Source organism: Leptothrix toolikensis (SeqCode) (assembly GCF_057922285.1).
This window is the reverse complement of sequence record NZ_JBYSVC010000035.1, coordinates 1-26,960: the sequence shown is the minus strand read 5'-3', so window position 1 is coordinate 26,960 and position 26,960 is coordinate 1. Positions and strand designations below refer to the sequence as shown.

At 62.9% G+C, this 26,960-nt stretch carries 26 protein-coding genes and 1 tRNA gene; 9 read left to right on the top strand and 18 right to left on the bottom strand.

All coding sequences use genetic code 11. The features are described from left to right. The 8 genes from dnaG to AC3VI7_RS07065 all read right to left on the bottom strand — a co-directional run. On the bottom strand, positions 1–1,533 hold a 1,533-nt coding region (dnaG, locus tag AC3VI7_RS07100; protein ID WP_489671437.1), incomplete at its 3' end, for a DNA primase. Positions 1,534–1,564: 31 nt separating this feature from the next. After that, complete coding sequence (locus tag AC3VI7_RS07095) at positions 1,565–2,320, bottom strand: 3-hydroxyacyl-CoA dehydrogenase (protein ID WP_489668451.1); 756 nt, start codon at positions 2,318–2,320, stop codon at positions 1,565–1,567. Positions 2,321–2,342: 22 nt separating this feature from the next. Next, the gene (adk, locus tag AC3VI7_RS07090) at positions 2,343–2,996 is read right to left on the bottom strand and encodes an adenylate kinase (protein WP_489668450.1); all 654 of its coding nucleotides are present in this window, start codon (positions 2,994–2,996) and stop codon (positions 2,343–2,345) included. A 143-nt stretch (positions 2,997–3,139) separates the two neighbouring features. Next, positions 3,140–3,922 (bottom strand): 3-deoxy-manno-octulosonate cytidylyltransferase, encoded by a 783-nt coding sequence (gene kdsB, locus AC3VI7_RS07085; protein ID WP_489668449.1) that lies wholly within the window; start codon positions 3,920–3,922, stop codon positions 3,140–3,142. A 7-nt stretch (positions 3,923–3,929) separates the two neighbouring features. After that, positions 3,930–4,127, bottom strand: coding sequence for a Trm112 family protein (locus tag AC3VI7_RS07080; protein ID WP_489668448.1), 198 nt, complete (start codon positions 4,125–4,127; stop codon positions 3,930–3,932). Further along, a complete protein-coding gene (gene lpxK, locus AC3VI7_RS07075; protein WP_489668447.1) occupies positions 4,112–5,179 on the bottom strand; it encodes a tetraacyldisaccharide 4'-kinase in 1,068 nt (355 codons plus the stop codon). Before lpxK ends, AC3VI7_RS07080 begins: the two co-directional genes overlap by 16 nt. 17 nt (positions 5,180–5,196) lie before the next feature. Next, positions 5,197–5,628 (bottom strand): ExbD/TolR family protein, encoded by a 432-nt coding sequence (locus AC3VI7_RS07070; protein ID WP_489668484.1) that lies wholly within the window; start codon positions 5,626–5,628, stop codon positions 5,197–5,199. 22 nt (positions 5,629–5,650) lie between these two features. Next, positions 5,651–6,277 (bottom strand): MotA/TolQ/ExbB proton channel family protein, encoded by a 627-nt coding sequence (locus AC3VI7_RS07065; protein WP_489668446.1) that lies wholly within the window; start codon positions 6,275–6,277, stop codon positions 5,651–5,653. Positions 6,278–6,557: 280 nt separating this feature from the next. Here AC3VI7_RS07065 and xseA point away from each other — a divergent pair, with 280 nt between their 5' ends. Both xseA and AC3VI7_RS07055 read left to right on the top strand, forming a co-directional pair. After that, on the top strand, positions 6,558–7,763 hold the full coding sequence (xseA, locus tag AC3VI7_RS07060) for an exodeoxyribonuclease VII large subunit (protein ID WP_489668445.1): 1,206 nt from the start codon (positions 6,558–6,560) through the stop codon (positions 7,761–7,763). A gap of 62 nt (positions 7,764–7,825) precedes the next feature. Then, positions 7,826–8,410, top strand: a complete 585-nt coding sequence (locus AC3VI7_RS07055; RefSeq protein ID WP_489668444.1) for a Fe-Mn family superoxide dismutase — start codon at positions 7,826–7,828, stop codon at positions 8,408–8,410. Here AC3VI7_RS07055 and hpnE read toward each other — a convergent pair whose 3' ends face one another. From hpnE to hpnC, 10 genes are read right to left on the bottom strand one after another with little or no spacing between them, the layout of a single operon-like run. Further along, complete coding sequence (hpnE, locus tag AC3VI7_RS07050) at positions 8,411–9,715, bottom strand: hydroxysqualene dehydroxylase HpnE (RefSeq protein ID WP_489671436.1); 1,305 nt, start codon at positions 9,713–9,715, stop codon at positions 8,411–8,413. Beyond that, a complete protein-coding gene (locus AC3VI7_RS07045) occupies positions 9,712–10,674 on the bottom strand; it encodes a glycosyltransferase family 2 protein (protein ID WP_489668442.1) in 963 nt (320 codons plus the stop codon). The genes hpnE and AC3VI7_RS07045 overlap by 4 nt, the downstream gene beginning before the upstream one ends. Further along, a complete protein-coding gene (locus AC3VI7_RS07040; protein ID WP_489668441.1) occupies positions 10,667–11,530 on the bottom strand; it encodes an NAD-dependent epimerase/dehydratase family protein in 864 nt (287 codons plus the stop codon). The genes AC3VI7_RS07045 and AC3VI7_RS07040 overlap by 8 nt, the downstream gene beginning before the upstream one ends. Before the next feature lie 26 nt (positions 11,531–11,556). After that, a complete protein-coding gene (locus tag AC3VI7_RS07035; RefSeq protein ID WP_489668440.1) occupies positions 11,557–12,096 on the bottom strand; it encodes a dTDP-4-dehydrorhamnose 3,5-epimerase family protein in 540 nt (179 codons plus the stop codon). Between the two features lie 21 nt (positions 12,097–12,117). Then, positions 12,118–13,446 (bottom strand): lipopolysaccharide biosynthesis protein RfbH, encoded by a 1,329-nt coding sequence (gene rfbH, locus AC3VI7_RS07030; protein ID WP_489668439.1) that lies wholly within the window; start codon positions 13,444–13,446, stop codon positions 12,118–12,120. Continuing rightward, positions 13,443–14,525, bottom strand: a complete 1,083-nt coding sequence (rfbG, locus tag AC3VI7_RS07025) for a CDP-glucose 4,6-dehydratase (protein ID WP_489668438.1) — start codon at positions 14,523–14,525, stop codon at positions 13,443–13,445. The genes rfbH and rfbG overlap by 4 nt, the downstream gene beginning before the upstream one ends. Position 14,526: 1 nt before the next feature. Continuing rightward, positions 14,527–15,300 carry a glucose-1-phosphate cytidylyltransferase gene (gene rfbF, locus AC3VI7_RS07020; protein WP_369415673.1) on the bottom strand — a complete coding sequence of 258 codons (774 nt, stop codon included), beginning with the start codon at positions 15,298–15,300 and terminating at the stop codon, positions 14,527–14,529. A gap of 14 nt (positions 15,301–15,314) precedes the next feature. Then, positions 15,315–16,340, bottom strand: coding sequence for a 2Fe-2S iron-sulfur cluster-binding protein (locus tag AC3VI7_RS07015; protein ID WP_489668437.1), 1,026 nt, complete (start codon positions 16,338–16,340; stop codon positions 15,315–15,317). A 2-nt stretch (positions 16,341–16,342) separates the two neighbouring features. After that, the gene (hpnD, locus tag AC3VI7_RS07010) at positions 16,343–17,179 is read right to left on the bottom strand and encodes a presqualene diphosphate synthase HpnD (RefSeq protein WP_489668436.1); all 837 of its coding nucleotides are present in this window, start codon (positions 17,177–17,179) and stop codon (positions 16,343–16,345) included. Then, positions 17,176–18,024 carry a squalene synthase HpnC gene (gene hpnC / locus AC3VI7_RS07005; protein WP_489668435.1) on the bottom strand — a complete coding sequence of 283 codons (849 nt, stop codon included), beginning with the start codon at positions 18,022–18,024 and terminating at the stop codon, positions 17,176–17,178. The genes hpnD and hpnC overlap by 4 nt, the downstream gene beginning before the upstream one ends. 89 nt (positions 18,025–18,113) lie before the next feature. On the opposite strand from hpnC, the gene AC3VI7_RS07000 reads away from it, so the two are divergent. The 7 genes from AC3VI7_RS07000 to AC3VI7_RS06970 all read left to right on the top strand — a co-directional run. Next, complete coding sequence (locus AC3VI7_RS07000) at positions 18,114–19,247, top strand: efflux RND transporter periplasmic adaptor subunit (RefSeq protein WP_489668434.1); 1,134 nt, start codon at positions 18,114–18,116, stop codon at positions 19,245–19,247. A 3-nt stretch (positions 19,248–19,250) separates the two neighbouring features. Next, on the top strand, positions 19,251–22,424 hold the full coding sequence (locus AC3VI7_RS06995; RefSeq protein ID WP_489668433.1) for an efflux RND transporter permease subunit: 3,174 nt from the start codon (positions 19,251–19,253) through the stop codon (positions 22,422–22,424). 96 nt (positions 22,425–22,520) lie between these two features. Then, a tRNA-Leu gene (locus tag AC3VI7_RS06990) sits at positions 22,521–22,607 on the top strand. Between the two features lie 53 nt (positions 22,608–22,660). Then, positions 22,661–23,971 (top strand): trigger factor, encoded by a 1,311-nt coding sequence (gene tig / locus AC3VI7_RS06985; protein WP_489668432.1) that lies wholly within the window; start codon positions 22,661–22,663, stop codon positions 23,969–23,971. Positions 23,972–24,106: 135 nt separating this feature from the next. Beyond that, positions 24,107–24,715 (top strand): ATP-dependent Clp endopeptidase proteolytic subunit ClpP, encoded by a 609-nt coding sequence (clpP, locus tag AC3VI7_RS06980; RefSeq protein ID WP_489668431.1) that lies wholly within the window; start codon positions 24,107–24,109, stop codon positions 24,713–24,715. 42 nt (positions 24,716–24,757) lie between these two features. After that, entirely contained in the window at positions 24,758–26,080 is a 1,323-nt protein-coding gene (gene clpX / locus AC3VI7_RS06975; protein WP_489668430.1) for an ATP-dependent protease ATP-binding subunit ClpX, read from the top strand. A gap of 68 nt (positions 26,081–26,148) precedes the next feature. Continuing rightward, the coding region (locus AC3VI7_RS06970; RefSeq protein WP_489671435.1) for an LON peptidase substrate-binding domain-containing protein at positions 26,149–26,960 on the top strand (812 nt) is incomplete at its 3' end.

Here is a 26,960-nt window from a genome sequence, read left to right as displayed (position 1 = left end):
GCCGTGCCAGTCGGGCAGTTCGCAAAGCAGGGTGTGATCGGCGTCGCTGAGGTCGCTCCACCAGTGGCTGGCTTGGAGCAGCAAGGTGGCGGCGCGGTCTTCGGGGCGGCGGGTGATCAGGGGTTGTTTGCCGCCCATGTTGCCCCGAGACATCGGCATGGGCAGCGGGGGGCGCGCGGCGTGCGTGTTGTCGTAAGGCGCTGAGCGCGACTTGGTGCGCTGCGGTTTTTCGGTGCCCCAGCGTTGGCCCAAGTCACTTGTTTCCATGCGGGCGCTGCGGGCGAATTCGGCCACCATCTGCAAGCGCAGCACGCCTTCGGGCAGGGCGCGCCACAGTGGCTCAGCTTGGGCGATCAGCCGGGCGCGGCCTTCGACGCTGGCCAAGTCGCAGTCGGCCGAGGCGACCTCGATCATTTGCAGCGACAAGGGCACGGCAGCGGCGATGCGTTCGCGAAAGGCATCAGCCCCTTCGGTGCGGACGAAGGAATCGGGGTCGTGCTCGGTGGGTAGGAAGAGGAACTTGAAGCTGCGCGTGTCTTGGGCGTGGGGCAGGGCGGCTTCCATGGCGCGCACGGCGGCGCGGCGGCCGGCGGCGTCGCCGTCGAAGCTGAACACCACTTGATCGGTGAAACGGCACAGCTTGGCGACGTGGTCGGCGGTGCAGGCTGTGCCCAGCGTGGCCACGGCGTTGGCAAAGCCGAGTTGCGCTAGGGCGACCACATCCATGTAGCCCTCGGTGACCAGCACGTGGCCGTGCTCGCGCAGGGCGCTGCGGGCTTCAAACAAGCCGTAAAGCTCGCGGCCTTTGACGAACAGCGGGGTTTCGGGCGAGTTGAGGTACTTGGGTTCACCCCGGTCGAGCACCCGACCGCCAAAGCCGATGGTTTCGCCTTGCACGTTGCGGATCGGGAACATGATCCGGTCGCGGAAACGGTCGTAGCGCCGACCGTCCTCGCCCTCTTCGTTGCGATGAATCACCAGCCCGGCTTCGATCAAGAGCGGGTCGTCGTATTGCCCAAAAGCGCTGGCCAAACTGTGCGGCCCGGCGGGGGCGTAGCCCAAACCGAAGCGCGCCGCGATCTCGCCCGACAGCCCCCGACCTTCTTTGAGATAGGCGATGGCCCGTGGGCTGGCTTTGAGCTCGGCCCGGTAATGGTCGCCGGCGCGGCTCATGACCTCGGTCAGGGTGATGCGACGGCTCTTTTCTTCGGCGGCGCGGGCGCGCTCAGCGGGCGAGCTTTCTTCTTCGGGCACGTTCATGCCCACTTCGCGGGCCAGATCTTTGACGGCGTCGATGAAGCCCAAGCCGCTTTGTTCCATCAAAAAACCCACCGCGTTGCCGTGGACCCCGCAGCCGAAGCAGTGGTAGGTCTGGCGCGTGGGGCTGACGACAAAGCTGGGCGATTTTTCGCCGTGGAAGGGGCACAGACCCTTGTAGTTGATGCCAGCTTTTTTAAGCTGCACCGTGCGCCCAACCACCGCAACGATGTCGGTGCGGCTGAGGAGATCTTGGAGGAAGGCGGGTGGAATCACGGCCGCAAGTCTAGCGGCCTCAACGAGGGAATCAGCGCGGTGCCAAGCGAATCGCGCCGTCAAGGCGGATCACTTCGCCGTTGAGCATCTCGTTGGTGATGATCTGCTGCACCAGCTTGGCGTAATCCTCGGGCCGACCCAGGCGGCTGGGGAAGGGCACGCCAGCGGCGAGGGCGTCTTGCACCTCTTGGGGCATGCCAAAAAGCATCGGTGTGCCGAAGATGCCGGGGGCGATGGTCATGCAGCGGATGCCGTCGCGCGCCAAGTCGCGTGCAATCGGCAAGGTCATGCCGACGATGCCGCCTTTGCTGGCGGCGTAAGCGGCTTGGCCGATCTGGCCGTCATAGGCCGCGACGCTGGCGGTGTTGATCAACACGCCGCGCTCGCCGGTGGCTTCCGGCGCATTCTTGGCCATCGCTTCTGCGGCGAGGCGAATCATGTTGAAGCTGCCGATCAAGTTGACGCTGATCGTCTTGCTGAACAGCTCCAGCGCGTGCGCGCCGTTTTTGCCGACGGTTTTGGCCGCTGGGGCAATGCCCGCGCAGTTCACCAACCCCATCAACTTGCCCAAGGCCGTGGCCTTGGCGACAACAGTGCGACCGTCGTCTTCCGAGGCCACGTTGCAGCGCACAAAGGCACCGCCGATCTCAGCGGCCACCTGTTCGCCCCGATCTTGCAGATCGGCCACGACCACGATGGCCCCCTCACGGGCCAACATGCGGGCCGTGCCTTCACCCAAACCGGAGGCCGCTCCGGTGACGATGAAAACCTTGCCGGCGATGTCCATGAGAGTGGCTCTTGGAATGGGTTTAACCCAACGCCACCAAGGCGCGCGCGGTGATTTCTTCGACCGTGCCCAGACCGTGGATCTTGGCGTAGCGCGGCGCAGTGGCGTCGCCGGTAGCGGCCCACGCCGAGTAGTAATCGACCAAGGGGCGCGTTTGGCTTTGGTAGACGTCCAAACGCTTTTTGACGGTTTCTTCCTTGTCGTCGTCGCGTTGCACCAGCTCTTCGCCGCTCACGTCGTCTTTGCCAGCCACCTTGGGCGGATTGAACTTGACGTGATAGGTTCGGCCCGAAGCCGGGTGCGAGCGCCGGCCGCTCATGCGCTCAATGATGGCCTCGAAGGGCACGTCGATTTCGAGCACCAAGTCGAGGTTGACACCGGCGGCTTTCATGGCGTCGGCTTGCGGAAGCGTGCGCGGGAAGCCGTCGAACAAGAAGCCGTTGGCGCAGTCAGCTTGCGCAATGCGTTCTTTGACCAGACCGATGATCAGGTCATCGCTGACCAAACCACCCGCGTCCATCACCTTCTTGGCGGTCACGCCCAGCGGGGTGCCAGCCTTGACGGCGGCGCGCAACATGTCGCCCGTCGAGATTTGGGGGATGCCGTATTTTTGGCAGATGAAGGCGGCTTGGGTGCCTTTGCCGGCGCCGGGTGCGCCCAACAGAATCAGTCTCATGGATCTCCTCGGTGTTTTGATGGCGTCACGGCTGCGGCCTCAGCCCGTGCGGGAATACAAAAAACGCGGGCGAGAATACCATGCGATGCCTACCTTGAAACTGACGCAGCAGGGCGGTTTTTCGTCCCGGATCTCGCCACGGATCAGTCCCAAAGATGGGGGTTTTCGCGGGCCAGTTGGCGCACCCGCTCCAAGTCTTCGGGGGTATCGACACCGGGGCCGGGGCGCTGGCTGCTGACGTGGACCGCAATGCGCTCGCCGTGCCAGAGCACGCGCAACTGCTCCAGCGATTCGGTTTGCTCATGCGGACTCACCGGCAGGGTCGGAAAGCGCCGCAAAAAGCCCGCTGTGTAGCCGTACAGCCCCACATGGCGCAGCGGAGCCGGGGTGGGCAGTTGGGCGTAGCCGCCGGGCTCGGCCAAGTAGCCGTCGCGCCACCACGGAATGGGCGCGCGTGAAAAGTACAACGCCTTGCCCATACGGTCCGTGACGACCTTGACCACGTTCGGGTTCAGCCACTCTTCGACCGAATCAATGGGGTGCGCAGCGGTGCTCATGACGCATTCGGGATGCGTGATCAGCAGCCGGGCACAGGCTTCGACCAAGTCGGGCTCAATGAAGGGCTCATCGCCTTGGACGTTGATCACGTGTTCTTGGTCCCCCAAGCCCAGCAGCGAGCACGCTTCGGCCAGCCGGTCGCTGCCGGTGGCGTGGTCACGCCGTGTCAGCAAGGCGCTGACGCCGTGGGCTTGGCAGACGGCCAAGATCTCCGGGCTGTCTGCGGCCACCACCACGGTGCGCGCGGTGGTGCGTCGGCAGCGCTGCGCCACCCGCACCACCATGGGCGCGCCTTCGATGTCGGCCAAGGGCTTGCGCGGCAGCCGGGTCGAGGCCAGCCGCGCAGGAATGACGATGGTGTAGCTCATGGGTGGTTCATGGGTTCAAGGGCATGACGTCGGTGGTGCCCGCTTCGATCTCGCGCGCTTCGCTCGGGAGCATCACCGCCATGCCGTTACGAACCGGGAAGGCCAGCCGGTCGGCTGCGCAGATGAGTTCTTGGTGTTCGTGGTCGAGTCGCAAAGCACCCTTGCACAAGGGGCAGACCAGCAGGGCAATCAGTCGGTTATCCATGGCGGAATCCTACAGGAGGCCATCACGCTCTTGATGAAGGCCGGGGGTAGCTTAAGGGTCAAGGGGGCGACCCACAATCGCAGGCCGGGGCAGTCTTGAGCCAGCCGGGTAGGGTCGATCTTGACGGCATCTTTTTCGGTGACGATGACATCGGTGGTACCCGCTGGCCAGGGCCAAGGGGTGGTCTGAAAGTCGTGATGATCCGGCAGGGCCAGCGTGGTCAAGTGCGCCAAACCGCGTTGGCGCAGGGCCTCGAAGAAGCGCTCCGGCTGACCAATGCCGGCACAAGCCAGCACGGGTCGCTGAGCCAGTTCGGTCAGCTCGGTCAGCGGATCGGATGAATTGGGTGAAGCGGTGCCGCCTTGCCACCAGTCCGCCAAGCTCAGCAGGCGATCCAATTGGCGCTCGCCGCAAGGCCCTTGCAAGTCGGTGCTGCGGCGTGCGGCGTTGTAGAACACCAACTGCGGCACGCCACTGCGCACACGGATCGGCTCGCGCAAGGGGCCGGCCGGCAACAGCCAGCCGTTGCCCGCGCCGCGCTCATCAAAGACCACGATCTCGACATCGCGCCGCAGCCGCAGGTGTTGCAGACCGTCGTCGCACAGCAAGACATCCACTTCAGGATGGGCTTGCAGCAGCGCCCGGCCGGCTTCGACCCGGTTTCGCCCCACCCACAGGGGGACATGGGTGCGGCGTTGAATCAACAAGGGCTCATCGCCCACGTCTTCGGCGCGGCTTTGCGGCTGCACCGCCAAGACGTTGGACGCATTGCGCCGGCCATAGCCGTGTGAGACGACGCCAGGGTGCCAGCCCTCAGCGCGCAGGGCCTCAACAAGAGCGATGGTGAGCGGCGTTTTGCCGGCACCCCCCACCACCCGGTTGCCAATCACCACCACCGGCACGTTCAAGCTGTGGCTTGCCAGCCAGCCCCGGCGATAAAGCGCGCGCCGAGCCGCCACGAGGCCACCGAACAGCAGCGCGGCTGGGCGCAAGCACCGCTGCAAGGCCCCGCCGGTGTGCCAGCTCGCTTCGATGCGGGCTGCGAGCTTCACCGCTGCTTCACCACGGTTCAACGTGCGGCCGCGCCGCTGCGTGAGCCCTGGGTGGCAAAGGTCAGATGCAACAGCTCGGCCCGCCGAGCGGCGTCCATCACCGTGACCACGCTTTGATGGGTGGCCAGCGCATCGGCCGAGATGACCACCGGGCTGTCGAGTTGGCCTTCAGCTGCCACGACCAAGGCGGCGGTGATGACTTCGACACTGGAGCCTTCTGTCAGGCGACCGTTGATGCTGTAGCGCCCGTCCGACCCAATGGTCACGGTGATTTCACGCGGCGTTTGCTTGACTTTTTGGGTGTCAGCAATCGGCAGCGTGACCTTCAGCTCGTTGAAGCGTGTGTAGGTTGTGGACAGCATCAAAAAGATCAGCACCACCAACAACACGTCGATGAACGGGATCAAGTTGATCTCGGGCTCTTCGCTGCGCCGATGTCTGAAGTTCAGGGCCATGGAATCTGTCCTTGGGTCAATGCCGATGCAAGTTGCGCAGCAGGGGCGGAATCAGGCGTTCGCTGGCTTGCTCCAAGTCGAGCACATAGGCATCGACCCGACCCCGGAAATAGCGATGAAACATCAGCGAAGGGATCGCGATGATCAAGCCAAAGGCGGTGTTGTAGAGCGCCACCGAGATGCCGTGAGCCAGCAATTCAGGGTTGGTGCCCCCGGCAGGCGACTGCGAGCCGAAGATCTCAATCATCCCGACCACCGTGCCCAGCAGACCCAACAAGGGGGCGGCCGAGGCAATGGTGCCCAAGGTGTTGAGGTTGCGCTCCAGCTGATGCACGGCAGCGCGACCACTGGCTTCGAGCACATTGCGCAGGCCTGTTTCATGCAGACGCGTATCGCTTTGCGCCGCATTCAGCCCGGCAGCCAAAACGCTGCCCAACACCGAGCTCTGCTCCAGCTTGCTGATGACATCGTCCGAAGGGATGCCATTGCGACTCAGGTTCAGCACTTCGTCAAGCAGACGTGGTGGGGCCACGCGAATCTCGCGCAGGCTCATGAACCGCTCAATGACCACCGCCAAAGCGGTGATCGAACACAAAATCAAGGGCCAGATCGGCCAACCGGCCGCTTGTATGATCGAAAACAACGTTTCCCCCGGGGGTGATAAGTCCTAGCTTCGGACTGCCAAAGCAGCCGCGCGGATTATCGCTGCAAGGGGCGGGGTTCCTGCAAGGCCTGCGTGTTGATTCGTGGCGCTGAAGTTATCCACAGGGTGTGGATAGACTGGAGCGAGATGACCTTGGGGTCGCGTTTTACCCCCATTTCATCCCCGTTTCCTGTGGATAAGTGTGTTGATAAGCTGGGCACAGCAGTGCTAAGTCCTTGTCGCAATTGATGTTGAATTAGGTTGCTCTTTCATGAGGCACATGCAAGCAATATGGGATGTCAGCGCCTTGGTGCGCGCTGTGGCCGAGACCCTCGGCGAGTCATTTTCGGCCGTCACCGTCCAAGGTGAGCTGGGGCAATTCACCCGTGCGGCCAGCGGGCACTGCTATTTCACGCTCAAATCCAGCGATGGCGCGGCCAGTTTGCGCTGTGCCATGTTCCGCCGCGCCGCCAGCGGGCTGGATTTTTCGCCGCAGGAAGGCCAAAAAATCGAGGTCTGGGGCCGTGTGGCGGTGTTTGAGCCGCGCGGGGAATTGCAGTTCATCGTCGAAGCGATGCGCCAAGCGGGGGCGGGCACCTTGATGGCGCAGTTTGAGCAGCTCAAGGCCCGGCTGGCGCTGGAAGGTTTGTTCGACGCCGCCCGCAAGCGCGCCATCAACGCCTACCCACGGCGCATCGGTGTGGTGACCTCGCTGGCGGCAGCGGCGCTGCACGATGTGGTCACGGCCTTGCAGCGCCGCGCGCCGCATGTCGAAGTCTTGATCTACCCCGCGCCGGTTCAAGGCGTGGAGGCACCGCCCCTGCTGGCGCAGGCGATTCGCGAAGCCGGGCGCAACGCGGGCATCGACACCTTGATCGTTTGCCGGGGCGGTGGCTCGATGGAAGACCTGTGGGCCTTCAACGACGAGCGGGTGGTGCGGGCCATCGCGGCTTCACCCCTCCCCGTGGTGTGCGGTGTGGGTCATGAAACCGACATCACCTTGGCTGACTTTGCCGCCGATGTGCGCGCACCCACGCCCACCGCCGCCGCTGAGATGGTGGCCGTGGCGCGTGTCGATGCGCTCGCAGCCTTGGCGGCTTTGGCGCGCCAAGCGCACGCTCGGATGCAGCGCCGTTTGGAGCGCGATGAGCAGCGCCTGGATCGGCTCCAGCTGCGCTTGGCTCGGCCGGGCGACGGTTTGCAGCGCCGCCAGCAAAAGCTGGATCAACTGGCGCGGCGGCTGGTCGAGGCGCTGCATGAGCAGCAAACCAGCCGGGCTGCTCGGCTGGATGTTTTGCACGCCCGGCTTGCCGCCCTCGACCCGGCCCACGTGCTAGCGCGGGGTTACGCCTGGGTGCGCGACGCTGCGGGGCGGCCGATCAGCACCACGGCGGCTTTGTCGGCGGGCGATGCGTTCAGCGTCGTCTTGCGCGATGGCCGGGTGGAGGCTGTGGTGACCGCCGTGCTGCCCGGTGCATCGGCCTGAGGCTGCCTACAATCGCCCGCTCACACTGATCCCATCCCTCTTCACATCCTCAAGGAGTCTCCATGGAACATCAACTGCCCGCTCTGCCGTTTGCCACCGATGCTTTGGCCCCCCACATGTCGAAGGAAACCTTCGAATACCACTACGCCAAGCACCATCAGGCCTATGTCACCAACCTGAACAACCTGATCAAAGGCACGGCTTTCGAGAGCGCTGCCCTCGAAGACATCATCAAGACCTCTGCGGGTGGCGTGTACAACAACTCGGCCCAAGTCTGGAACCACACCTTCTTCTGGAACTGCCTCACGCCCAACGGCGGCGGCGCTCCGAGCGGCGCTTTGGCTGACGCCATCAACGCCAAGTGGGGTTCGTTCGACGACTTCAAGAAGGCCTTCCAAGCTTCGGCCGTGGGTAACTTCGGCTCAGGCTGGACGTGGCTGGTGAAGAAGGCCGACGGCTCGGTCGATATCGTCAACATGGGCGCGGCCGGCACCCCGCTGACCACCGCCGACAAGGCACTGCTGTGCATCGACGTCTGGGAACACGCCTACTACATCGACTACCGCAACATGCGCCCGAAGTTCGTCGAAACCTTCTTGACCTCGCTGGCCAACTGGGCGTTTGCTGAAGCCAACTTCGCGGCCTGATCAGCCCAGAAGGGTTTGCGCAGCGGCTTGACCGCTGCGCACGGCCCCTTCCAGCGTGGCGGGATAAGGCCCTTCAATGTAATCGCCTGCGGCCACCCAACGCGGGCTCAGGCGCGGGTCGGGGCGTGCGGCGGGGCGATGTAGGCCCGGTGTGCAGCGGAAGGTGGCGCGTTTTTCAGCGACATAGCTCTCGGCTGCCAAGCGGGCACCGGGCCACAGGGCCTCGGCTTGAGCTTGGACCGCTGCAAGCGTTGCGGCTTGGCCGCGTTCTACCCAAGGCGCTGCGCCGCTGATCACGAAGCTGAATCGTCCGTTTTGGCCTTGGATCTGGCCTTGATCGAACACGAACTGCGCCGGGTTGGGCTGAGCCTCGGTGTGCTCGGGCAGTTGCACCATCGGTGCGGCCAGGTTCAGCGGGCGGCCGTCAAGACCGTGGGCTTGCAGATTGACCGTGATGATCGGCTCGTAGCCAAAAGCCGCCGCTTCTCGGGACCATGCGGGCGCGAGGTCTTGCGTCAGTCGGGCGGCTTCAAGGGCTGAGCACGCCAAGATGATGCCGTCGGCGCCTGGGGCGTCGGCGGTGCTCAAGGCTCCCAAGTCCTCGATGCGCTGCCCCAAAGTGATCGTTGCGCCGCGTTGCTCCAACCAGCGCTGCGCCGGACCGGGCAGTAGTTCCGCCAGCGGCGCTTTAGGCAGCAGCAAATCGGCGGCCCCCGGCCCTGAAAAGAGCGCGTCACGCAGCACGCGCAAAAACACCTCCGCGCTGGCTTGATCAGCCGGTGTGTTGAGCGCCGCCACGCATAAAGGGTCGATCAAATCGCGCCGCAGCGCCGGGGCCATGCCATGGCAGAGCTCTGTCACGCTCAAGCGCGGGTCGCAACGAAAACCGCGTAGCGCCCAAACGCCCGACCGGGCCAGCAAGGCCAAACGCTCGGGCCACGTCCAAGCGGGGTGGCTCAGCACCCCTCGGGTGAGCGCGATCAGGGCCGGGCCTTGGGGCAAACGCAGACCTTGGCCTTGGGCGTTGACCAGACTCAACGGGCGGCGCAGCAGGACCTGTTCAGGATCGACGCCCACCGCCCGCATCAAACCCAGCGTGGCGCTGTAGGCCCCGATCAAGATGTGCTGGCCGTTGTCGAGCGCGGGCGCACCGTCGTGTTTGGGTGCCGTACTGCGTGCCCGGCCGCCCAAGGTGGGGGCCATCTCGAACAAGCTGACTTGTGCCCCGCGCTGCACCGCCGCCACCGCTGCCGCCAGCCCCGCCCAGCCACCGCCAACGACGGCGATGCGGGGTTTCATGTTCATGTCTTTGAACGCCACAGACCCAGCCATACACGCAGACGATAGTGGATGAATTTGATGCGCAAATGCTTGCGGATCCTTGGCATGAATTCCGGGACGTGGCGTTCAGCGAAATCAATGCACTCCCAATAAAGCGCGTCATCCATGCGCTGAAGCTGTTTGAGGGTGTGCTCGATTTGTTGGGGTAGATGAACGTTGTTGCGATATTCGTCTAGGGTGGCGCGGTCGATGCCTAGATTTTTGGCATGGGCATAAGGCAAGACCAAATATTCGAGATTGCCACGCAATAACTTGGGTGACTCATGCACGGTTTTGATCAAATTGCCCGGGTGCCAGCGATAGACGCAGACCGGCCGAGGGATCACGCCCACAGGGCCTTCCACGGCGAGTTTGAGATAAAGCTCCGAATCGGTGCTGAGGTTGTGCTCATTGGCCAAAAACCCCAGTCTGCGAGCATCGCTGCGCCGGAAAAGCATGTTGCACAGGATGATGTCCTGCGGTGCCACGGTGCCGCGTGAGGCAAAAACTTGTTTGCCATCCACCACCCCGTCGAAGGGCGGTGTCATGCGGGTCGCCACGCCCGTGACGGTGTCGAGGACTTCACCGCCGGCATAGACAAAGGTGGGTTGATGAGCGTCGATCAGGGCTGAGGCATCGCGCAGGTACGTTGGATCGGTGAAATAGTCGTCGTCCGACATCAGCAGAAACCATTCGGTCTGCGCCAGCTCAAAAATAGCTTTGCGCCAGTTGCCGACCATGCCGATGTTGCTGGTGTTGCGTGAGTAACGTATGCGGGGATCAGCGGCATATCGCTGCATGTACGCTTCGGTCCCGTCGGTGGACGCATTGTCGGAAACGATGATTTCAAAATCAGCGTCCTGCTGCGCCAAGATGCTTTCTAGCGCTTGGGGCAGGTAATCGATGCGATTGAATGTCGGCAGGATGACGCTGATCTTAGGCATGGTCGTGGGGCGTGTCGGGATCAAGGTGAGGCACCAAACGCATGAGTTCATGCTTTCGGTAAGGCATGGCACCCGGCAGAATCTTGCCGGTGGCACCCCAGTGGGCCCACCAATGCTGGGCAAAAGCCAGCAGGGTTTGAGGGTGGCCGCTGGCGATGTGGTGAATGGAGGGCTCACCCTTGGGACTGGGGGGGGTGTCGAAATCGAGATGGCGGATGAATTGCCGTGCCACATCGACCACATCGACAAAATCACGCACTTGCTCGCCCGCACTCATCGGGAAATCAGCGCCGCTGCGGGCCGCCAGACGCAGGCTGGGCCAAAGTCGGCTGGCTTGTTCCCCTTCGCCGTAGACCTGAAAGATGCGCAGCAGCTTCAACTGCACACCATGCTCGCGGGCAAAGCCGGCAAAGGCTTGGGACGCCGCCGCCTTGGAACTGGGGTAGGACAGGGTGGGTGCCAAGGGCGTGTCGGTGCGGATCTCATCCAGACCTTCGGCCGCTTGGCCATATTCAAAACAACTGCCCGCCACGATGAAGCGACCCACCCCGGCTTGCAAGGCTTGTTGCGCCAGCTTGATGGGGGCGTAGACGTTCCAGTACAGGCAGGCGTCCAGCGGTGCGTAGGGCGGGTTGGGGGTATGGGAGGCCAGATGCACCCAAACATCCACACCACGCAGGACCTCCAAATGGTCGCCGTCAAGCGCGCCGTCGATCCAGGTGGGTTCAATGTCGAGGGGGATGCGTGTTTGGCTACCAGGCCGGCGCAGGGCGATGACCTCGTGCCCTGCGGCCAAGGCTTGCTGGAGAACATGCGAGCCGACAAAGCCGGTCCCGCCGGTGACGAAGAGCTTCATGGTGTGCCGGGCAAGTTCGGAAAAAGTCAAAACGGGCTGGCGAAATCGCGCAGGCTCGGGTGCGCTTGGTCGCGGGCCGAGACGATGGCGGGGGCATCACCCAAGCCCCAATCCATGCCAAAACTGTCCCAGCGCACACCTTGGTCATGGGCGGGGCTGTGCTCCGTGCTGGTGTGATAGACCGCCACGGTGCCGTCTTGCAGGGCACGAAAACCGTGGGCGATGCCCGGGGGCATCAGCACCAAGCTGGGTTCATCGGCACTCAGCACCACTTGGGCTGAGCGTCCAAAACCCGGGCCGGGGCGCAGATCCAGCAAAACATCCAACAGGGCCCCGGCTGGGCAGTACACCAACTTGGCGTGATCGCGCGGCGGCACTTGGAAATGCATGCCCCGAATCACGTCGCGGTTTGAGAGCGAATAGAACGACTCGGCGTGCTCAATCACCACCCCCGCTTGCTCAAACACCGAGCGGGCATAGGTCTTGACGAAATGGCCTCGGGCATCGTCGATGCGGCGCAGCTTCACGCGCCAAGCGCCGGGCAGCAGTTCTTCGGTGAAGTCCATGGGGGCGGCGAAACGATTCGCTTAGAAGTTGAGGCCGAAGAATTCTTCGAGGCGCTGCACCACGAAGTCGAGTTGTTCGGTGCTCAGGCCCGGATAGACGCCCAACCAGAAGGTCTGGTTCATCACCACGTCGGTGCGTGTCAGCTCACCACTGACGCGGTAGTTCTTGCCGATCATGTAGGGCTGACGGGTCAGGTTGCCCGCAAACAAAAGCCGCGTGCCGATCTTGTTTTGATCGAGATAGTTCAGTAGATCGACCCGTTTGACCCCGGCGCTTTCCTTCAAGATCAGCGGAAAACCAAACCACGACGGATCCGAGTGCGGGGTCGCTTCGGGCAAATGCAAGAACTCGGCGCAGCTTTGCAGGCGTTCCTTGAGGTAGGCGAAGTTGGCTTTGCGCGCCGCGATGAACTCGTCAAGCCGGTCCAACTGCGCCAAGGCGCAGGCCGCTTGCATGTCCGAGATCTTCAAGTTGTAGCCCAGGTGGCTGTAGGTGTACTTGTGGTCGTAGCCTTCGGGCAGGTTGCCAAGCTTCCAGCAAAAGCGCTTGTTGCAGGTGTTGTCCTTGCCGGGTGGGCAGTAGCAGTCCCGGCCCCAATCGCGGAAGGATTCGGCAATCAGCTTGAGCTCGGCGTTGTTGGTGAACACCGCCCCGCCTTCGCCCATCGTGATGTGGTGCGCCGGGTAAAAACTCAGCGTGGCGATGTCACCAAAGGTGCCGACCAGCTGACCCTTATAGGTTGCGCCCAAGGCGTCGCAGCAGTCCTCAACCAGCCAGAGGTTGTACTTTTTGCAAAGCGCGGTGACGACATCCAAGTTGAACGGGTTGCCCAAGCTGTGGGCCAGCATGATGGCCTTGGTTTTGGGCGTGATGGCGGCTTCAATCAGGCTGGCATCGATGTTGTGCGTGGCCAGATCGACATCGACAAACACCGGCACCGCGCCGAATTGCAAGATCGGGTTGACGGTGGTTGGAAAACCCGCCGCCACACCGATCACCTCGTCGCCTTGCTGGATGGCGCGTTCGCCCAAGCGGGGCGAGGTCAGGGTCGAGAAGGCGACCAAGTTGGCCGAGGAGCCTGAGTTGACCGTGATGAGATGCTTGACACCAAGGTATTGCGCCAAGCGGGCTTCAAAGGCCGCGTTGAAGCGGCCGGTGGTGAGCCAGCCGTCCAGCGAGGCTTCGACCATCAGTTGCAATTCCTTGGCCCCGATGACTTTGCCCGAGACGGGCACCACCGATTGACCCGGTTCGAAGGCCTTGGGGGCGTAGGTGATGTCGGCGTATTGCTGCACGAGCTGGGCGATTTCGGCGCGCAACTGATCGGGGGTCTTGGCCGCTGTCGTCATGCTGCTTTCCTATTCATGGCTTGGGTGTAGTTCTGGATCTGTTCGAGGCAAAGTGCCTGCATGTCTTGGCCGGCCAACCAGGCTTGGTGCCATTGCACGATGCGCTCCAAGGCCTGGTCCAAGGACCAGCAAGGCTGCCAGCCGAGCCGGTGTTTGGCTTTGGCGATGTCAAGTTTCAAGTAACCCGCTTCGTGTGGGTGATCGGTGCCGTCAAGCTGCCAGCAGGCGTCGCCGCCCCACGCTTGCACCAGCCGCTCCACGATCCAGCGCACCGGGCGAGCATCGTCATCCATGGGGCCGAAGTTCCAGCCTTCGGCATACGTCTGACCGTGTTGCCAGAGATGCTCGGCCAAGGTCAAGTAGCCCGAAAGCGGCTCCAGCACATGCTGCCAAGGACGGGTCGAGTGTGGATTGCGGATCACCACTGGCGCGTGGCGTTCGAAGGCCCGCAGGATATCGGGCACGAGGCGATCTGCCGCCCAGTCGCCGCCACCGATGACGTTGCCCGCGCGCGCCGAGCCCAAAGCGATCCCACTGCCTTGGCCTCGGCTTTGAAAGAACGAGCGCCGATAAGCACGGGTCACCAGTTCGGCGCAACCCTTGCTGTTGCTGTAGGGGTCATGGCCCCCCATGGGCTCGTTCTCGCGGTAGCCCCAGACCCACTCGTTGTTCTCGTAGCACTTGTCGGTGGTGACGTTGACGATCACCCGCACGCTGTCGGTGTGGCGCGCTGCTTCAAGCACATGCACCGTGCCCATCACGTTGGTGGCGTAGGTCGCGACGGGCTCGGCGTAGGACAAGCGCACCAGCGGTTGGGCCGCCATGTGGATGACGATCTCGGGGCGAAACGCTTGCATGGCTTGCAGCACGCCATCCAAGTCACGGATGTCTTGGGTCGTGCTGGCCATACCGTCGCCCACCCGGGCGGTGCCGAACAGGTGCGGCGTGGTCGGCGGTGCCAGCGCCAGCCCGTGGACCTCTGCCCCGAGGGCTTGCAGCCACAAACTGAGCCAACTGCCTTTGAAGCCGGTGTGCCCGGTCAGAAAAACGCGTTTGCCGCGCCAAAACGCTGGATGCATGTCAGTCCCAAACTTTCCAAGGCGCTTGGCCGCTGTCCCAGAGTTTTTCGAGGTGAATCTTGTCGCGCAGGGTGTCCATCGGCTGCCAGAAACCGTGGTGCTCGTAGGCCATCAGTTCGCCATCTTCGGCCAGCTGCATCAGGGGCTCTTGCTCCCAGATCGTGCTGTCGTCCTTGAGGTAGGGCAGCACCTTGGGTGAGAGCACAAAGTAGCCCCCGTTGATCATCGCGCCATCGCCTTGCGGCTTTTCTTTGAAGCGCATGACTTGGCGGCTTTGGATGTCCAGCGCCCCAAAGCGACCCGGCGGATAGGTGGCGGTCAGGGTGGCCGCTTTGCCATGGCTGCGGTGAAAGTCCAGCGTGGCTTGAATGTTGATGTCGCCCACGCCGTCGCCGTAGGTCAGGCAGAAAGCTTCCTCGTCTTGCACATAAGGGGCGACCCGGCGCAGGCGCCCCCCGGTCATCGACTCGTCGCCGGTATCGACCAAGGTGACTTTCCATGGCTCGGCGCGCTTGCTGTGGACTTCCATGCAGTTGTTGCGCATGTCAAAGGTGACATCCGACATGTGCAAGAAGTAGTTGGCAAAGTACTCCTTGATGACGTAGCCCTTGTAGCCGCAGCAGATCACGAAGTCATTGACGCCGTGATGGGCGTAGGTTTTGAGGATGTGCCAGAGGATGGGCTGCCCGCCGATTTCAACCATCGGCTTGGGACGGGTGGCGGTTTCTTCGCTCAGGCGTGTGCCCAAGCCCCCGGCCAAGATCACAGCTTTCATGGGAGGCCTTGTCGTCAGGATGCGGTGTTCGGTGCCGAACACACGAAGGCGTCGGCGTGGAAATGGCGCGCGGGCAGGCCCGCTTCGATCAGCCGCTCGCGAGCCGCGTGGACCATCGCGTCCGACCCACAGGCGTAGACCGTGCTTTGGCTCAAAACGGGCGATGGGTGGGGTGATTGAGCGAGCAAAACGTCTTGCACATGCCCGCGCGCACCGACCCAGTCCGCACCGGCGCGGGATAACACCGGCACATAGCGATAGTGCTGGACGGGGTCTAGAGGCGGTTGCCAGTACAGGTCGGCCGGCTCTCGTCCGCCCCAGTAGACCGAGATTGAGCGGGGGCGCTCGGCCTGCGGCAGCCGCGCCAAGCTTTCCAGCATGGCCTTGACCGGGGCGATGCCGGTGCCAGTGGCCAAGAAAATCAAATCGCGCTGGGCAAAGGCGCGCAAAAAGAAGGTGCCTAGCGGCCCGCGCAGGCGCAGCAGATCGTTGGGTTTGGCCTGCTCGAACCAGTAGCGGCTCATGGCCCCGCCGGGGACGTGCCGAATATGCAGCTCAAGCTGAACGCCCTGGGTTGGGGCCACCGCGTTGGCCACCGAGTAGCTGCGCTGCAAGCCACCGGGACCGATGACGTCGATGGATTGACCCGCGTGATGCATCCACGCTTGTTGCGGTGCTAGGCGCAGCACCACCCCCATCACATCGGGAGCCAGCAAGCTCAGGCTCTGGATGCGGCAAGGCAGGGTTTTGACCGGCGGCAGCGGCACACCCAGATCCTCGATGCCTTCGAGGTGGACATCGGTGAGCGCTGAGCGGGCACAGCTCAGGATCCAGCCCGCGTCGCGATCTTGGGGCTCAAGACCGACCTCTTCGTGGAGGCTTCGGGTCTGGCCGTGGCTGATCTGTGCTTTGCACGCGCCGCAGCGGCCCGTCAAGCAACTGTGTTCGAGTGCGATGCCAGCGCGCAAGGCGGCTGCCAACATCGATTCGTCCGGCCCAGCTTCAAAGTTGCGCCCGCCAGCAAGAGTCACCTGCACCATGCTCAGCGCCCCTGCCAATTGGTGCGCATGGCGATCCAGATCTTGCGCAGCGGCGTGAGCGAGATGCGTTGATGCAGGACTTGAAAGTCATCGGCTTCGATCTCGCGCAGCAAGGTGCGGTAGATGTTGGCCATCATCAAGCCCGGGCGCTGGGCGCGGCGGTCGATCTCGGGCAGCAAGGCCAACGCTTGGTCGTAGGTTTGGTGCGCACGCTCAGCCTGAAAGCGCATCAGGGCCGAGAAACGCTCGCTGTAATCGCGGTTCAAGATCTCGTGCGCCTTGACATCAAAGCGCTGCATTTCGTTGACCGGCAGGTAAATGCGGCCCCGCCGGGCGTCGTCACCGACGTCCCGGATGATGTTGGTGAGCTGGAAAGCTTGGCCCATGCGGTGGGCGTAAGTCACGGTGGCCTCGGCTTGACGGCCAAAGATGTTGGCCGCAACTTCACCGACCACGCCGGCCACCAAGTGGCAGTAGCGCTCTAGGCCGACAAAGTCGAGGTAACGCGTTTGGGACAGATCCATCTCGCAGCCGTCGATCACCGCGAGCAGATGGTCGGCGCGGATGCCGTAGTCCTTGACGTGCGGCATCAACGCCTGCGTGACCGGGTGACTGGGGCTGCCGCCAAAGGCGCGTTGCACTTCGGTGCGCCACCACGCCAGCTTGGTGGCCGCCACGCCGCCATCGCTGACTTCATCGACGACATCGTCCACTTCCCGACAAAAGGCATAGAACGCCGTGATGGCGGCCCGGCGCGGTGGCGGCAGGAACAGGAAGGCGTAGTAGAAACTAGAACCGCTTTTGGCGGCCTTGTCCTGCACGTATTGTTCAGGGCTCATGAAGGGCGGTGCGAGAGGTTGTCGGGGCGCATGCGCAAGGCACGCCACAGCAAAAGCGGTGCGTCCACGGCTTGGATCGTCGGGCGCGTGCGCAGTGTGCCATGGTCGATGGCTTGGATTCGGTCAAGGATGCGCAACCCGCCCTGCACGACCAGTCGCAGCTCCCAGCCCAGCCGACCGTGCAGACGATGCACCAAGGGTGTACCCGCCCTCATCAAGTCGCGCGCCCAAGCCACCTCGGCCGCAATGAGTTGGCGCACGGCTGGGCTGTCTTGGCCGGCGAGCAAAGCCTCAGGATCGACGCCCGCAGCCAAGCAATCGCTCTCGGGGATGTAGAGCCGACCTCGGGGCAGGTCGATGGTGCAGTCTTGCCAGAAGTTGATCAGTTGCAGCGCGGTGCATATCGCATCGGACTCGCGCAAGGCCTGCGGATCATCCACGCCCCAGATGTGCAGCAGCAAGCGCCCGACCGGGTTGGCCGAGCGGCGACAGTAGTCGAGCAGCTCGGGTCGATCCGGGTAGCGCCGCACGTGTACGTCTTGGGCAAAGGCCGAGAGCAGGTCTTCAAGCAAGTTCAGCGGTAAGTGGTACTGGTGCAGCACCGGGGCCAAGGCCTTGAACACCGCCGCCCAGCGCGGCGAGGGGCTTTGGTGCTGTGCAATAGCGTGCAGATCTTGGCGATAGGCGGCCAGATCGGCCAAACGATCCTCAGCGCAGGCTGCGCCTTCGTCGGCCAAGTCATCCGCCGTGCGGGCGTAGCCGTACAGTGCGGCCACCGCTGGCCGGAAGACGGGCGGGCAGAGCCACGAGGCGACGGGGAAATTTTCGTAGTGTTCAACCGACATGGCCCGGATTATCCGGTCTCGGGTAGACTGCTCATTGCTGACTAAGTAGTCATTAAGTTGTGAAGTCATTAAGAATCAAGGACGCCGTCATGGATCGTGTGCAAACCGACGCTGGCAAGTTGCGCGCTGGATGGAGCCGCCTCGGGGTGGTGGCAGGTTTGGTGTTGCTGATGAGCGGCTGCGGTCGCCCGGCTACCACGCCGGAAGCGGTCCGAGCCGTGCGGGTCATGACGGTTCAGGCCGAGCAGCGCTCGGGCAGTGCGGTCTACGCCGCTGATATTCGCGCCCAGACCGAATCGCGCTTGGGTTTTCGGGTCGGCGGCAAGTTGGTGCAGCGTCCGGCGGCGGTGGGCATGCATATCAAGCCGGGACAGCTGTTGGCGCAGCTCGACGCAGTCGATCTCAAGCTTGGGCAAGACGCTGCTCAGGCGTCGCTGCAAGCGGCCCAAGCCAACCTCGATCAGGTGAGCGCCGACAACCAGCGCTTCCAAGGCCTGCGCGCCCAAGGCTTCATCAGTGCGGTCGAGATGGATCGCAGCAACACGGCTTTGAAGGCCGCCAAAGCGCAACTGGACGCTGCCCGCGCCCAAGCGGGTGTGCAGCAACGTCAAGCGCAGTACGCCGCTTTGTTGGCCGATGTGGCTGGGGTGATCACCGCCACCGAAGCCGAGGCCGGCCAGGTTTTGGCCGCCGGGACGCCGGTGCTGCGCTTGGCCCACGACGGCCCGCGTGACGCGGTCTTTGCGGTGCCAGAAGACCAAGTCAATGCGGTCAAGGCGTTGCTGGGGCGCAAAGAGGCGCTGCGCGTCCAACTCTGGGGCTCGGAGCAGAGCGTGCCCGCCACGGTGCGCGAAGTGGCGGCGGTGGCCGACCCGGTGGCACGCACCTTCCAAGTCAAAGCGGATTTGGGCCGGGCTGCCGTGCAATTGGGCCAAACCGCCACGCTGAGCATGCCGGGCGGAACGGTCGTGGCTGCGGGTGACGCTGGTTTTTATCTGCCGCTGACCGCCTTGGCCGAGCAGGGCGGCAAAACGGTGGTTTGGTTGCTCGACGAGGCCAGCATGACGGTCAAGCCGCAGTCGGTCGAGCTGGGTGAGGTGGTTGGGGATCGGCTGCACATCAAGACGGGTTTGCAGCCGGGGCAGGTGGTGGTGACGGCGGGTGTGCATGTGCTGACCGCCGGCCAAATCGTGCGGCGCTACGTCGAAACCTTGGAGCGCTGAGTTATGCATCCGCATCCCCACGACCCTTCGGGGCGTTCCAAATTCAATGTTTCCCGTTGGGCGCTGGAGCACCCGGCGCTGACGCGCTACCTGATGGTGGTGCTGTTGCTGCTCGGCTGGGTGGCTTACTTCCAGCTCGGGCAAGACGAAGATCCGCCCTTCACCTTCCGCGCCATGGTGATTCAGGCCGCGTGGCCAGGAGCCACCGCCGAACAGGTGGCCGAGCAAGTCACCGACAAGATTGAGCGCACCCTGCAAGCCGTGCCCAACGCCGACATCATCCGCAGCTACACCAAGCCGGGCGAGTCGGTCACGATTTTCCAGGTCAAGGACAACGTGGTCGGCAAGGAGGTCCCCAACCTTTGGTACCAAGTGCGCAAAAAGATCGGTGACATGCGCTCGACCTTGCCGCCAGGGGTGCAAGGGCCGTTTTTCAACGATGAGTTCGGCGATGTCTACGGCTCGATCTTTGCGCTCTCGGCCGATGGCTTCAGCGACGAAGAACTGCGCGACTTTGCCGAGAGCGTGCGCTCCAAGCTGCTGCATCTGAACGATGTGGCCAAGGTTGATCTTTTTGGCGTGCAGCCCGAGAAAATCTTTGTCGAGATCAGCGGCCGGCGGCTGGCTGAACTGGGCATCGACCTCAACGCGCTGATCGCGCAACTCGGCGCGCAAAACGCTGTGGAAGGCACAGGCGTGTTGGAAACCGCGCAGAGCAACGTCCAAGTGCGCTTGAGCGGCGCTTTGCAGTCCGTGCAAGCCTTGCGCGAGCTGCCCGTGCGGGCGGTGAACCCTGCCACCGGCATGGCCAACACCGTGCGTTTGGGTGACATTGCCCAAGTGCGACGCGCGCTGATCGATCCACCGGCGGTGAAGGTGCGCTACCAAGGCAAAAACATCATCGCCTTAGGCGTGGCCATGGCCAAGGGCGGCGACATCATCCGCTTGGGGCACGCCTTGCAGGCCGAAGTTCAAGCCGCGCGTGCTGAGTTGCCGCTTGGCATCGAGCTGGAGCAAGTGCAGGACCAGCCCAAGGCGGTGGCCAAGTCGGTGGGTGAGTTTGTCAGCGTGTTGATCGAAGCCGTGCTGGTGGTGTTGGCGGTGAGCTTCATCAGCTTGGGGCTGCATCGCTCGGCGGCTTTTGCGGGCCGGCGCTGGTATCAAGGCTGGCGCTTGGACATGCGCCCGGGCTTGGTGGTGGGCATCACCATCCCGCTGGTGCTGGCGATCACCTTTGTGGTCATGTATTACTGGGGCGTGGGCCTGCACAAGATCTCGCTGGGCTCGCTGATCATCGCGCTGGGCCTGTTGGTGGACGACGCCATCATCGCCGTCGAGATGATGGTGCGCAAACTCGAAGAAGGCTACGACAAGCTGCGCGCGGCTTCCTTTGCCTACGAAGTGACCTCGATGCCGATGCTCACCGGCACCTTGATCACCGCCGCAGGCTTCTTGCCGATTGGCATGGCGCGCTCGACCGTGGGGGAGTACACCTTCGCCATCTTTGCCGTGACGGCCGCCGCTTTGCTGATTTCTTGGCTGGTGTCGGTGTATTTCGTGCCTTATTTGGGCGCGCGTTTGCTCAAGGTGCATGCGCCGCAGCATGGGGGGCACGATCTTTTCGACACGCCGTTTTATGCCCGCTTGCGGCGCACGGTGTCGTGGTGTTTGGCGCATCGCTGGATCACCTTGGGCGTGACGCTGCTGGTCTTTGTGCTCGGCTTGGCTGGCATGGGGCGGGTGCAGCAGCAGTTTTTCCCCGATTCCAGCCGACCCGAATTGCTCGTGAGCCTGTGGTTGCCCGAAGGAGCCACCCTGCAAGCCAGTGAGGCGTTGGTGAAGCGTTTCGAGGCCCGGGTCCGCACCGAAGCGGATGTCGAGAGCTTGACGTCATGGGTGGGCAGTGGTTTGCCGCGCTTTTATCTGCCGCTCAACCAAGTCTTTCCGCAAAGCAACGTCAGCCAAGTGATCGTCATGCCCAAGGACCTCAAAGCGCGTGAGCGCTTGCGCAAGCTGCTGCCGGGCATCTTGGCCGAGTCGTTCTCGGAGTCGCGCAGCCGCGTTGAGCTGCTCTCCAACGGCCCGCCGGTGGCCTATCCGGTGCAGTTTCGGGTGATGGGGCCCGACGTGGCTGGGGTGCGCGCTTGGGCCGATCAGGCCAAGGCCATCATGGCGGCTGAGCCGCAACTGCGTGGCGTCAACGACAACTGGAACGAATCCGTGCCAGTGATGCGCCTCGCCATCGACCAGAACCGGGCGCGCACGCTGGGCGTCAGCAGCCAATCGGTGGCGGTGGCGATACGTTCCTTGCTGAGCGGCAACACGGTGGGCCAGTACCGCGAGGGCGACAAGCTGGTGGACATTGTGCTGCGCCAACCCGCCCAAGAGCGCCGTGTGCTGGCCGATTTGGCGGGGGCTTATGTAGCGACGGCCAGCGGGGCGATGATCCCGCTCACCCAAGTGGCCAAGTTGTCACCCGCTTGGGAGCCAGGCGTGCTCTGGCGCGAGGGGCGCAAATTTGCAGTGACCGTTCAAGGGGACGTGATCGAGGGCGTGCAGGGCCCCACGGTCAGCCAACAGGTCGAGCCGGCTTTGCGTGCGCTTGAGAAGCGCATGCCGCCGGGCTACAGCATTGAGGTGGCGGGGACGGTGGCCGAAAGCAGCAAGGGCCAAGGCTCGATTGCTGCGGGCGTGCCGGTGATGCTGTTCTTGATCTTCACGCTTTTGATGCTGCAATTGCAGAGCTTTTCACGCGCCGTGCTGGTGTTCCTGACCGGGCCGATGGGCATTGCGGGGGTGGCCGCAGCGCTGCTGATCTTGGACCGGCCTTTCGGCTTTGTGGCCTTGCTGGGTGTGGTGGCCTTGATGGGCATGATCCAGCGCAACTCGGTGATCTTGATCGATCAAATCGAACAAGACCGCGCGCAGGGCGTGGCGGCGTGGGATGCCATCGTCGAAGCCGTGGTGCGGCGCTTTCGGCCCATCGTGCTGACAGCGGCGGCGGCGGTGCTGGCGATGATCCCTTTATCGCGCAGTGTTTTCTGGGGGCCGATGGCTGTGGCCATCATGGGCGGGCTGATTGTGGCCACCGCTTTGACCTTGCTGGCGCTGCCCGCCATGTACGCGGCGTGGTTCCGTATCCAACGACCTGCGCCCAAGGTGCTCACAGGTGGCTAGAATACGGCCCCTCAAGGATCCAAGAGGGCAGTTCCGAGGCTTCGAGACTGCCCTCATGTTTGGGTGATGACCGCAAAGGGTCGCACCGAACAAACTGCGCGGGTGGCGAAATAGGTAGACGCACCAGGTTTAGGTCCTGACGCCCTCACGGGCGTGCCGGTTCGAGTCCGGCCCCGCGCACCAGTTGACCCTGGCTGATTCCATCAGCTGGATTGAAAACGAAAGAGCACAAGATCATGGCCGTTACCGTGGAAACCCTCGAAAAACTGGAGCGTCGCATCACGCTGACGCTGTCTGCCCAAGACATCCAGAAGGAAGTGAACACCCGTCTGAAGCGTCTGGCACGCACCGTCAAGGCTGACGGCTTCCGTCCCGGCAAGGTGCCGATGAGCGTGGTGACCCAGCGTTATGGCTACTCGGTGCAATACGAAGTCATGAACGACAAGGTCGGCGAAGCCTTCGCGCAAGCCGCCAATGAAGCCCAGCTGCGTGTGGCCGGCACGCCGCGCATCAACGAGCGCGAAGGCGCTGATGCGGGTGAGTTGAGCTTTGATGCCATTTTTGAAATCTATCCCGACGTCCAACTGGGCGATGTGGCCGGCTTGAGCGTCGAGCGCATCAACGCTGATGTGACCGACGACGCGGTGGATCGCACCATTGACATCCTGCGCAAGCAACGTCAGACCTTCAGCCAGCGTGCGCACGCCGAAGCCGCCATCGCTGGCGACCGCGTCACGATCACCTTCGAAGGCAAGATCGACGGCGAACCCTTTGACGGTGGCCGTGCCGAAGACTTCCAGTTCACGCTGGGCGACGGTCGCATGCTCACCGAGTTCGACCAAGCCGTCACCGGCATGAAGACGGGCGAGTCGAAGACCTTCCCGCTGACCTTCCCGGCCGACTACCAAGGTAAAGAAGTGGCGGGCAAGGAAGCCGATTTCCTCGTCACCCTGACCAAGGTGGAGCAGCCGCATCTGCCCGAGATCGACGAAGCCTTCGTCGCCTCGCTGGCCATTCAAGACGCCACGGTTGAAGGTCTGCGCGCTGACGTGCGCAAGAACTTGGAGCGTGAAGTCAAGTTCCGTTTGGCTGCGCGCAACCGCGAAGCCGTGCTGAATGCGCTCGACACCCTGGCCACGTTTGACGTGCCCAAGGCCTTGATCGACGCTGAAAGCGAACGTCTGGTGGCCGGTGCCCGCGAGGACTTGAAGTCGCGCGGCATCAAGGACGCCGACAAGATGCCTGTGCCGGCTGAAATGTTCGCCTCCCAAGCCGAGCGCCGTGTGCGTTTGGGCTTGGCCTTGAACGAAATGGTGCGCGCGCATGGCCTGAAGGTCACGCCGGAGCAGCTCACTGCGCACATCGACGATCTGGCCCAAAGCTACGAAAACCCGGCTGAAGTGGTCCGTTGGTATTTCAGCGACCGCCAACGTCTGGCTGAGATCGAATCGGCGGTGTTGGAAAACAACGTCACCGAGTTCGTGCTGGGCAAGGCCGTCGTCACCGACAAGGCCCTGACCTTTGACGAGCTGATGGCCATGAACTGATGTGGCTCGGAGGCCTCAAGGCCTCCGTGGACGCACATTCAAGGGCGCTTCGGCGCCCTTGTTCTTGTGGGCTTCGGCAGTGACCGCCTTGCGCCCGCATAATCCCCGCCGTTGTCTGGAATCCTGGAAAGAAACATGAGCGCCATCGATACACAGAATCTGGGCCTGGTGCCCATGGTCATTGAGCAGTCCGGTCGTGGTGAACGGGCTTATGACATCTACTCGCGCTTGTTGCGTGAACGGGTGGTGTTTTTGGTCGGCCCGGTCAATGACCAATCGGCCAACCTTGTGGTGGCTCAGCTGCTGTTCCTTGAAAGCGAAAACCCTGAAAAGGACATCTCGCTCTACATCAATTCGCCCGGCGGTTCGGTGAGTGCGGGCATGTCGATCTTCGACACCATGCAGTTCATCAAGCCGGCGGTGTCTACCCTGTGCATGGGCATGGCGGCCAGCATGGGCGCGTTCCTGCTGGCGGCTGGGGCCAAGGGCAAGCGTTTTGCGCTGCCCAACTCACGCCTCATGATCCATCAGCCGCTGGGTGGTGCCCAAGGTCAGGCGACCGACATCGAAATTCAGGCGCGCGAGATCCTGCGTCTGCGTGAGAACCTGAACAAGATCTTGGCCGAGCGCACTGGGCAGACGCTGGAGAAAATCCAGAACGACACCGAGCGCGATTACTTTATGTCGGCCGAGGATGCATGTACCTACGGTTTGATCGACCAAGTCTTGACCCGTCGGGCTTGATCTGTTTTGACCCGCTCTTCTTTCGTACAAAGGTAGTTCCCCATGGCTGACAAAAAAGGCTCTCCCGGCGAGAAAGCCCTGTATTGCTCCTTTTGTGGCAAGAGCCAGCATGAGGTCAAAAAACTCATCGCCGGCCCGTCGGTGTACATCTGCGACGAGTGCATCAGCCTGTGCAATGACATCGTGCGCGATGACATGCTGCCCGGTGCGGCGGCGGCTGCCATCGGTACCCCCGAGTCGGCCCCGACGGCGGCTTTGGATGTCCGCAGTGACCTGCCCATCCCCAGCGAGATCAAGGCGCTGCTCGATCAATACGTGATTGGCCAAGATCAGGCCAAGCGCACCTTGTCGGTGGCGGTCTACAACCACTACAAGCGCTTGAAGCACCTGAGCCCCGAGCGCGGCAAGAAGGTCAGCGATGCGGTCGAGCTGAGCAAAAGCAACATCTTGCTGATCGGCCCAACGGGCTCGGGCAAGACGCTCTTGGCCCAGACCTTGGCGCGCATGCTCAACGTGCCCTTCGTGATGGCCGACGCCACCACCCTGACCGAAGCCGGTTATGTGGGTGAAGACGTCGAAAACATCATCCAAAAGCTGTTGCAGAACTGCAATTACGAGGTCGAGCGCGCCCAGCGCGGCATCGTCTACATCGACGAAATCGACAAGATCAGCCGCAAGGCCGACAACCCCAGCATCACCCGTGACGTGTCGGGCGAGGGCGTGCAGCAAGCGCTGCTCAAGTTGGTTGAAGGCACGATGGCCTCGATTCCGCCGCAGGGCGGCCGCAAGCATCCGAATCAGGACTTCTTGCAGATCGACACCACCAACATCTTGTTCATCTGCGGCGGTGCCTTTGATGGCCTCGACAAGGTGATCCAGAACCGTTCCGAAAAATCAGGCATTGGTTTTGGGGCCACGGTCAAGGGGCCGTCCGAGCGCAGCATCACCGATTTGTTCAAGCAAATCGAGCCGGAAGATCTGATCAAGTTCGGCTTGATCCCTGAGTTGGTCGGCCGTTTGCCGGTGGTGGCGACCTTGGGCGAGCTGACCGAAGACGCGTTGGTGCAGATCTTGACCGAGCCCAAGAACGCACTCGTCAAGCAGTACCAAGCGCTGTTCGGCATGGAATCGGTCGAGCTGGAGTTCCGCCTCGATGCGCTGACCGCCATTGCCCGCAAGGCGCTCAAGCGCAAGACGGGTGCGCGCGGTCTGCGCTCCATCGTCGAATTGGCCTTGATGGACACGATGTTTGATCTGCCCAACCTTGAGCAAGTGGCCAAGGTGGTGGTCGATGACAACACCATCGACAACGGCGGCTCCCCCTTGTTGATCTATAAGGAAGAATCTCAGATCAGTGCGGCCTGAGTTTTTCGGCACTTGTCCTTGCATTCAACCGCTACGCTCCCACATGGAGCGTAGAAAGAGAGGTTCCCATGTCCGGTCACCCCGTACTTCCCCCTGATCCGATCACCTTGCCGCTGCTGCCGCTGCGCGATGTGGTTGTGTTTCCGCACATGGTCATCCCGCTGTTCGTGGGCCGTCCCAAATCCATCAAGGCGCTTGAAGCAGCGATGGAATCGGGCCGCCAGATCATGCTGGTGGCGCAAAAGGCTGCGGGCAAAGATGAGCCCAAGGCCGAAGACATGTTCGAGACCGGCTGTGTCTCCAACATTTTGCAAATGCTCAAGCTGCCCGACGGCACCGTGAAGGTGTTGGTTGAAGGCTTGCAGCGTGCCAACACGACCAGCATCGACGACAGCGGCGAGTTCTTCAAGGCCGTGGCCGTGCCCGTGCCGCCGGCTGATCTGAGCGCGCCGGAGACCGAAGCGCTGCGCCGCGCCGTGACGCAGCAGTTCGATCAGTACGTCAAGCTCAACAAGAAGATTCCGCCCGAGATCCTGACATCGATTGCAGGGATCGACGATGCCGGTCGTCTGGCCGACACCATCGCGGCGCATTTGCCGCTCAAGCTGGAAAACAAGCAAGCCATCCTTGATCTGTTCCCGATCGCCGGCCGCTTGGAAAAGCTGTTGGAGCTGCTCGAACACGAGGTCGATATCCTCCAAGTCGAAAAGCGCATCCGGGGCCGCGTCAAGCGCCAGATGGAAAAGAGCCAGCGCGAGTACTACCTGAACGAGCAGGTCAAGGCGATCCAGAAGGAATTGGGCGAAGGCGAAGAAGGCGCGGATCTCGAAGAAGTCGAGAAGAAAATCGCCGCTGCCAAGATGCCCAAGGAAGCGCGCAA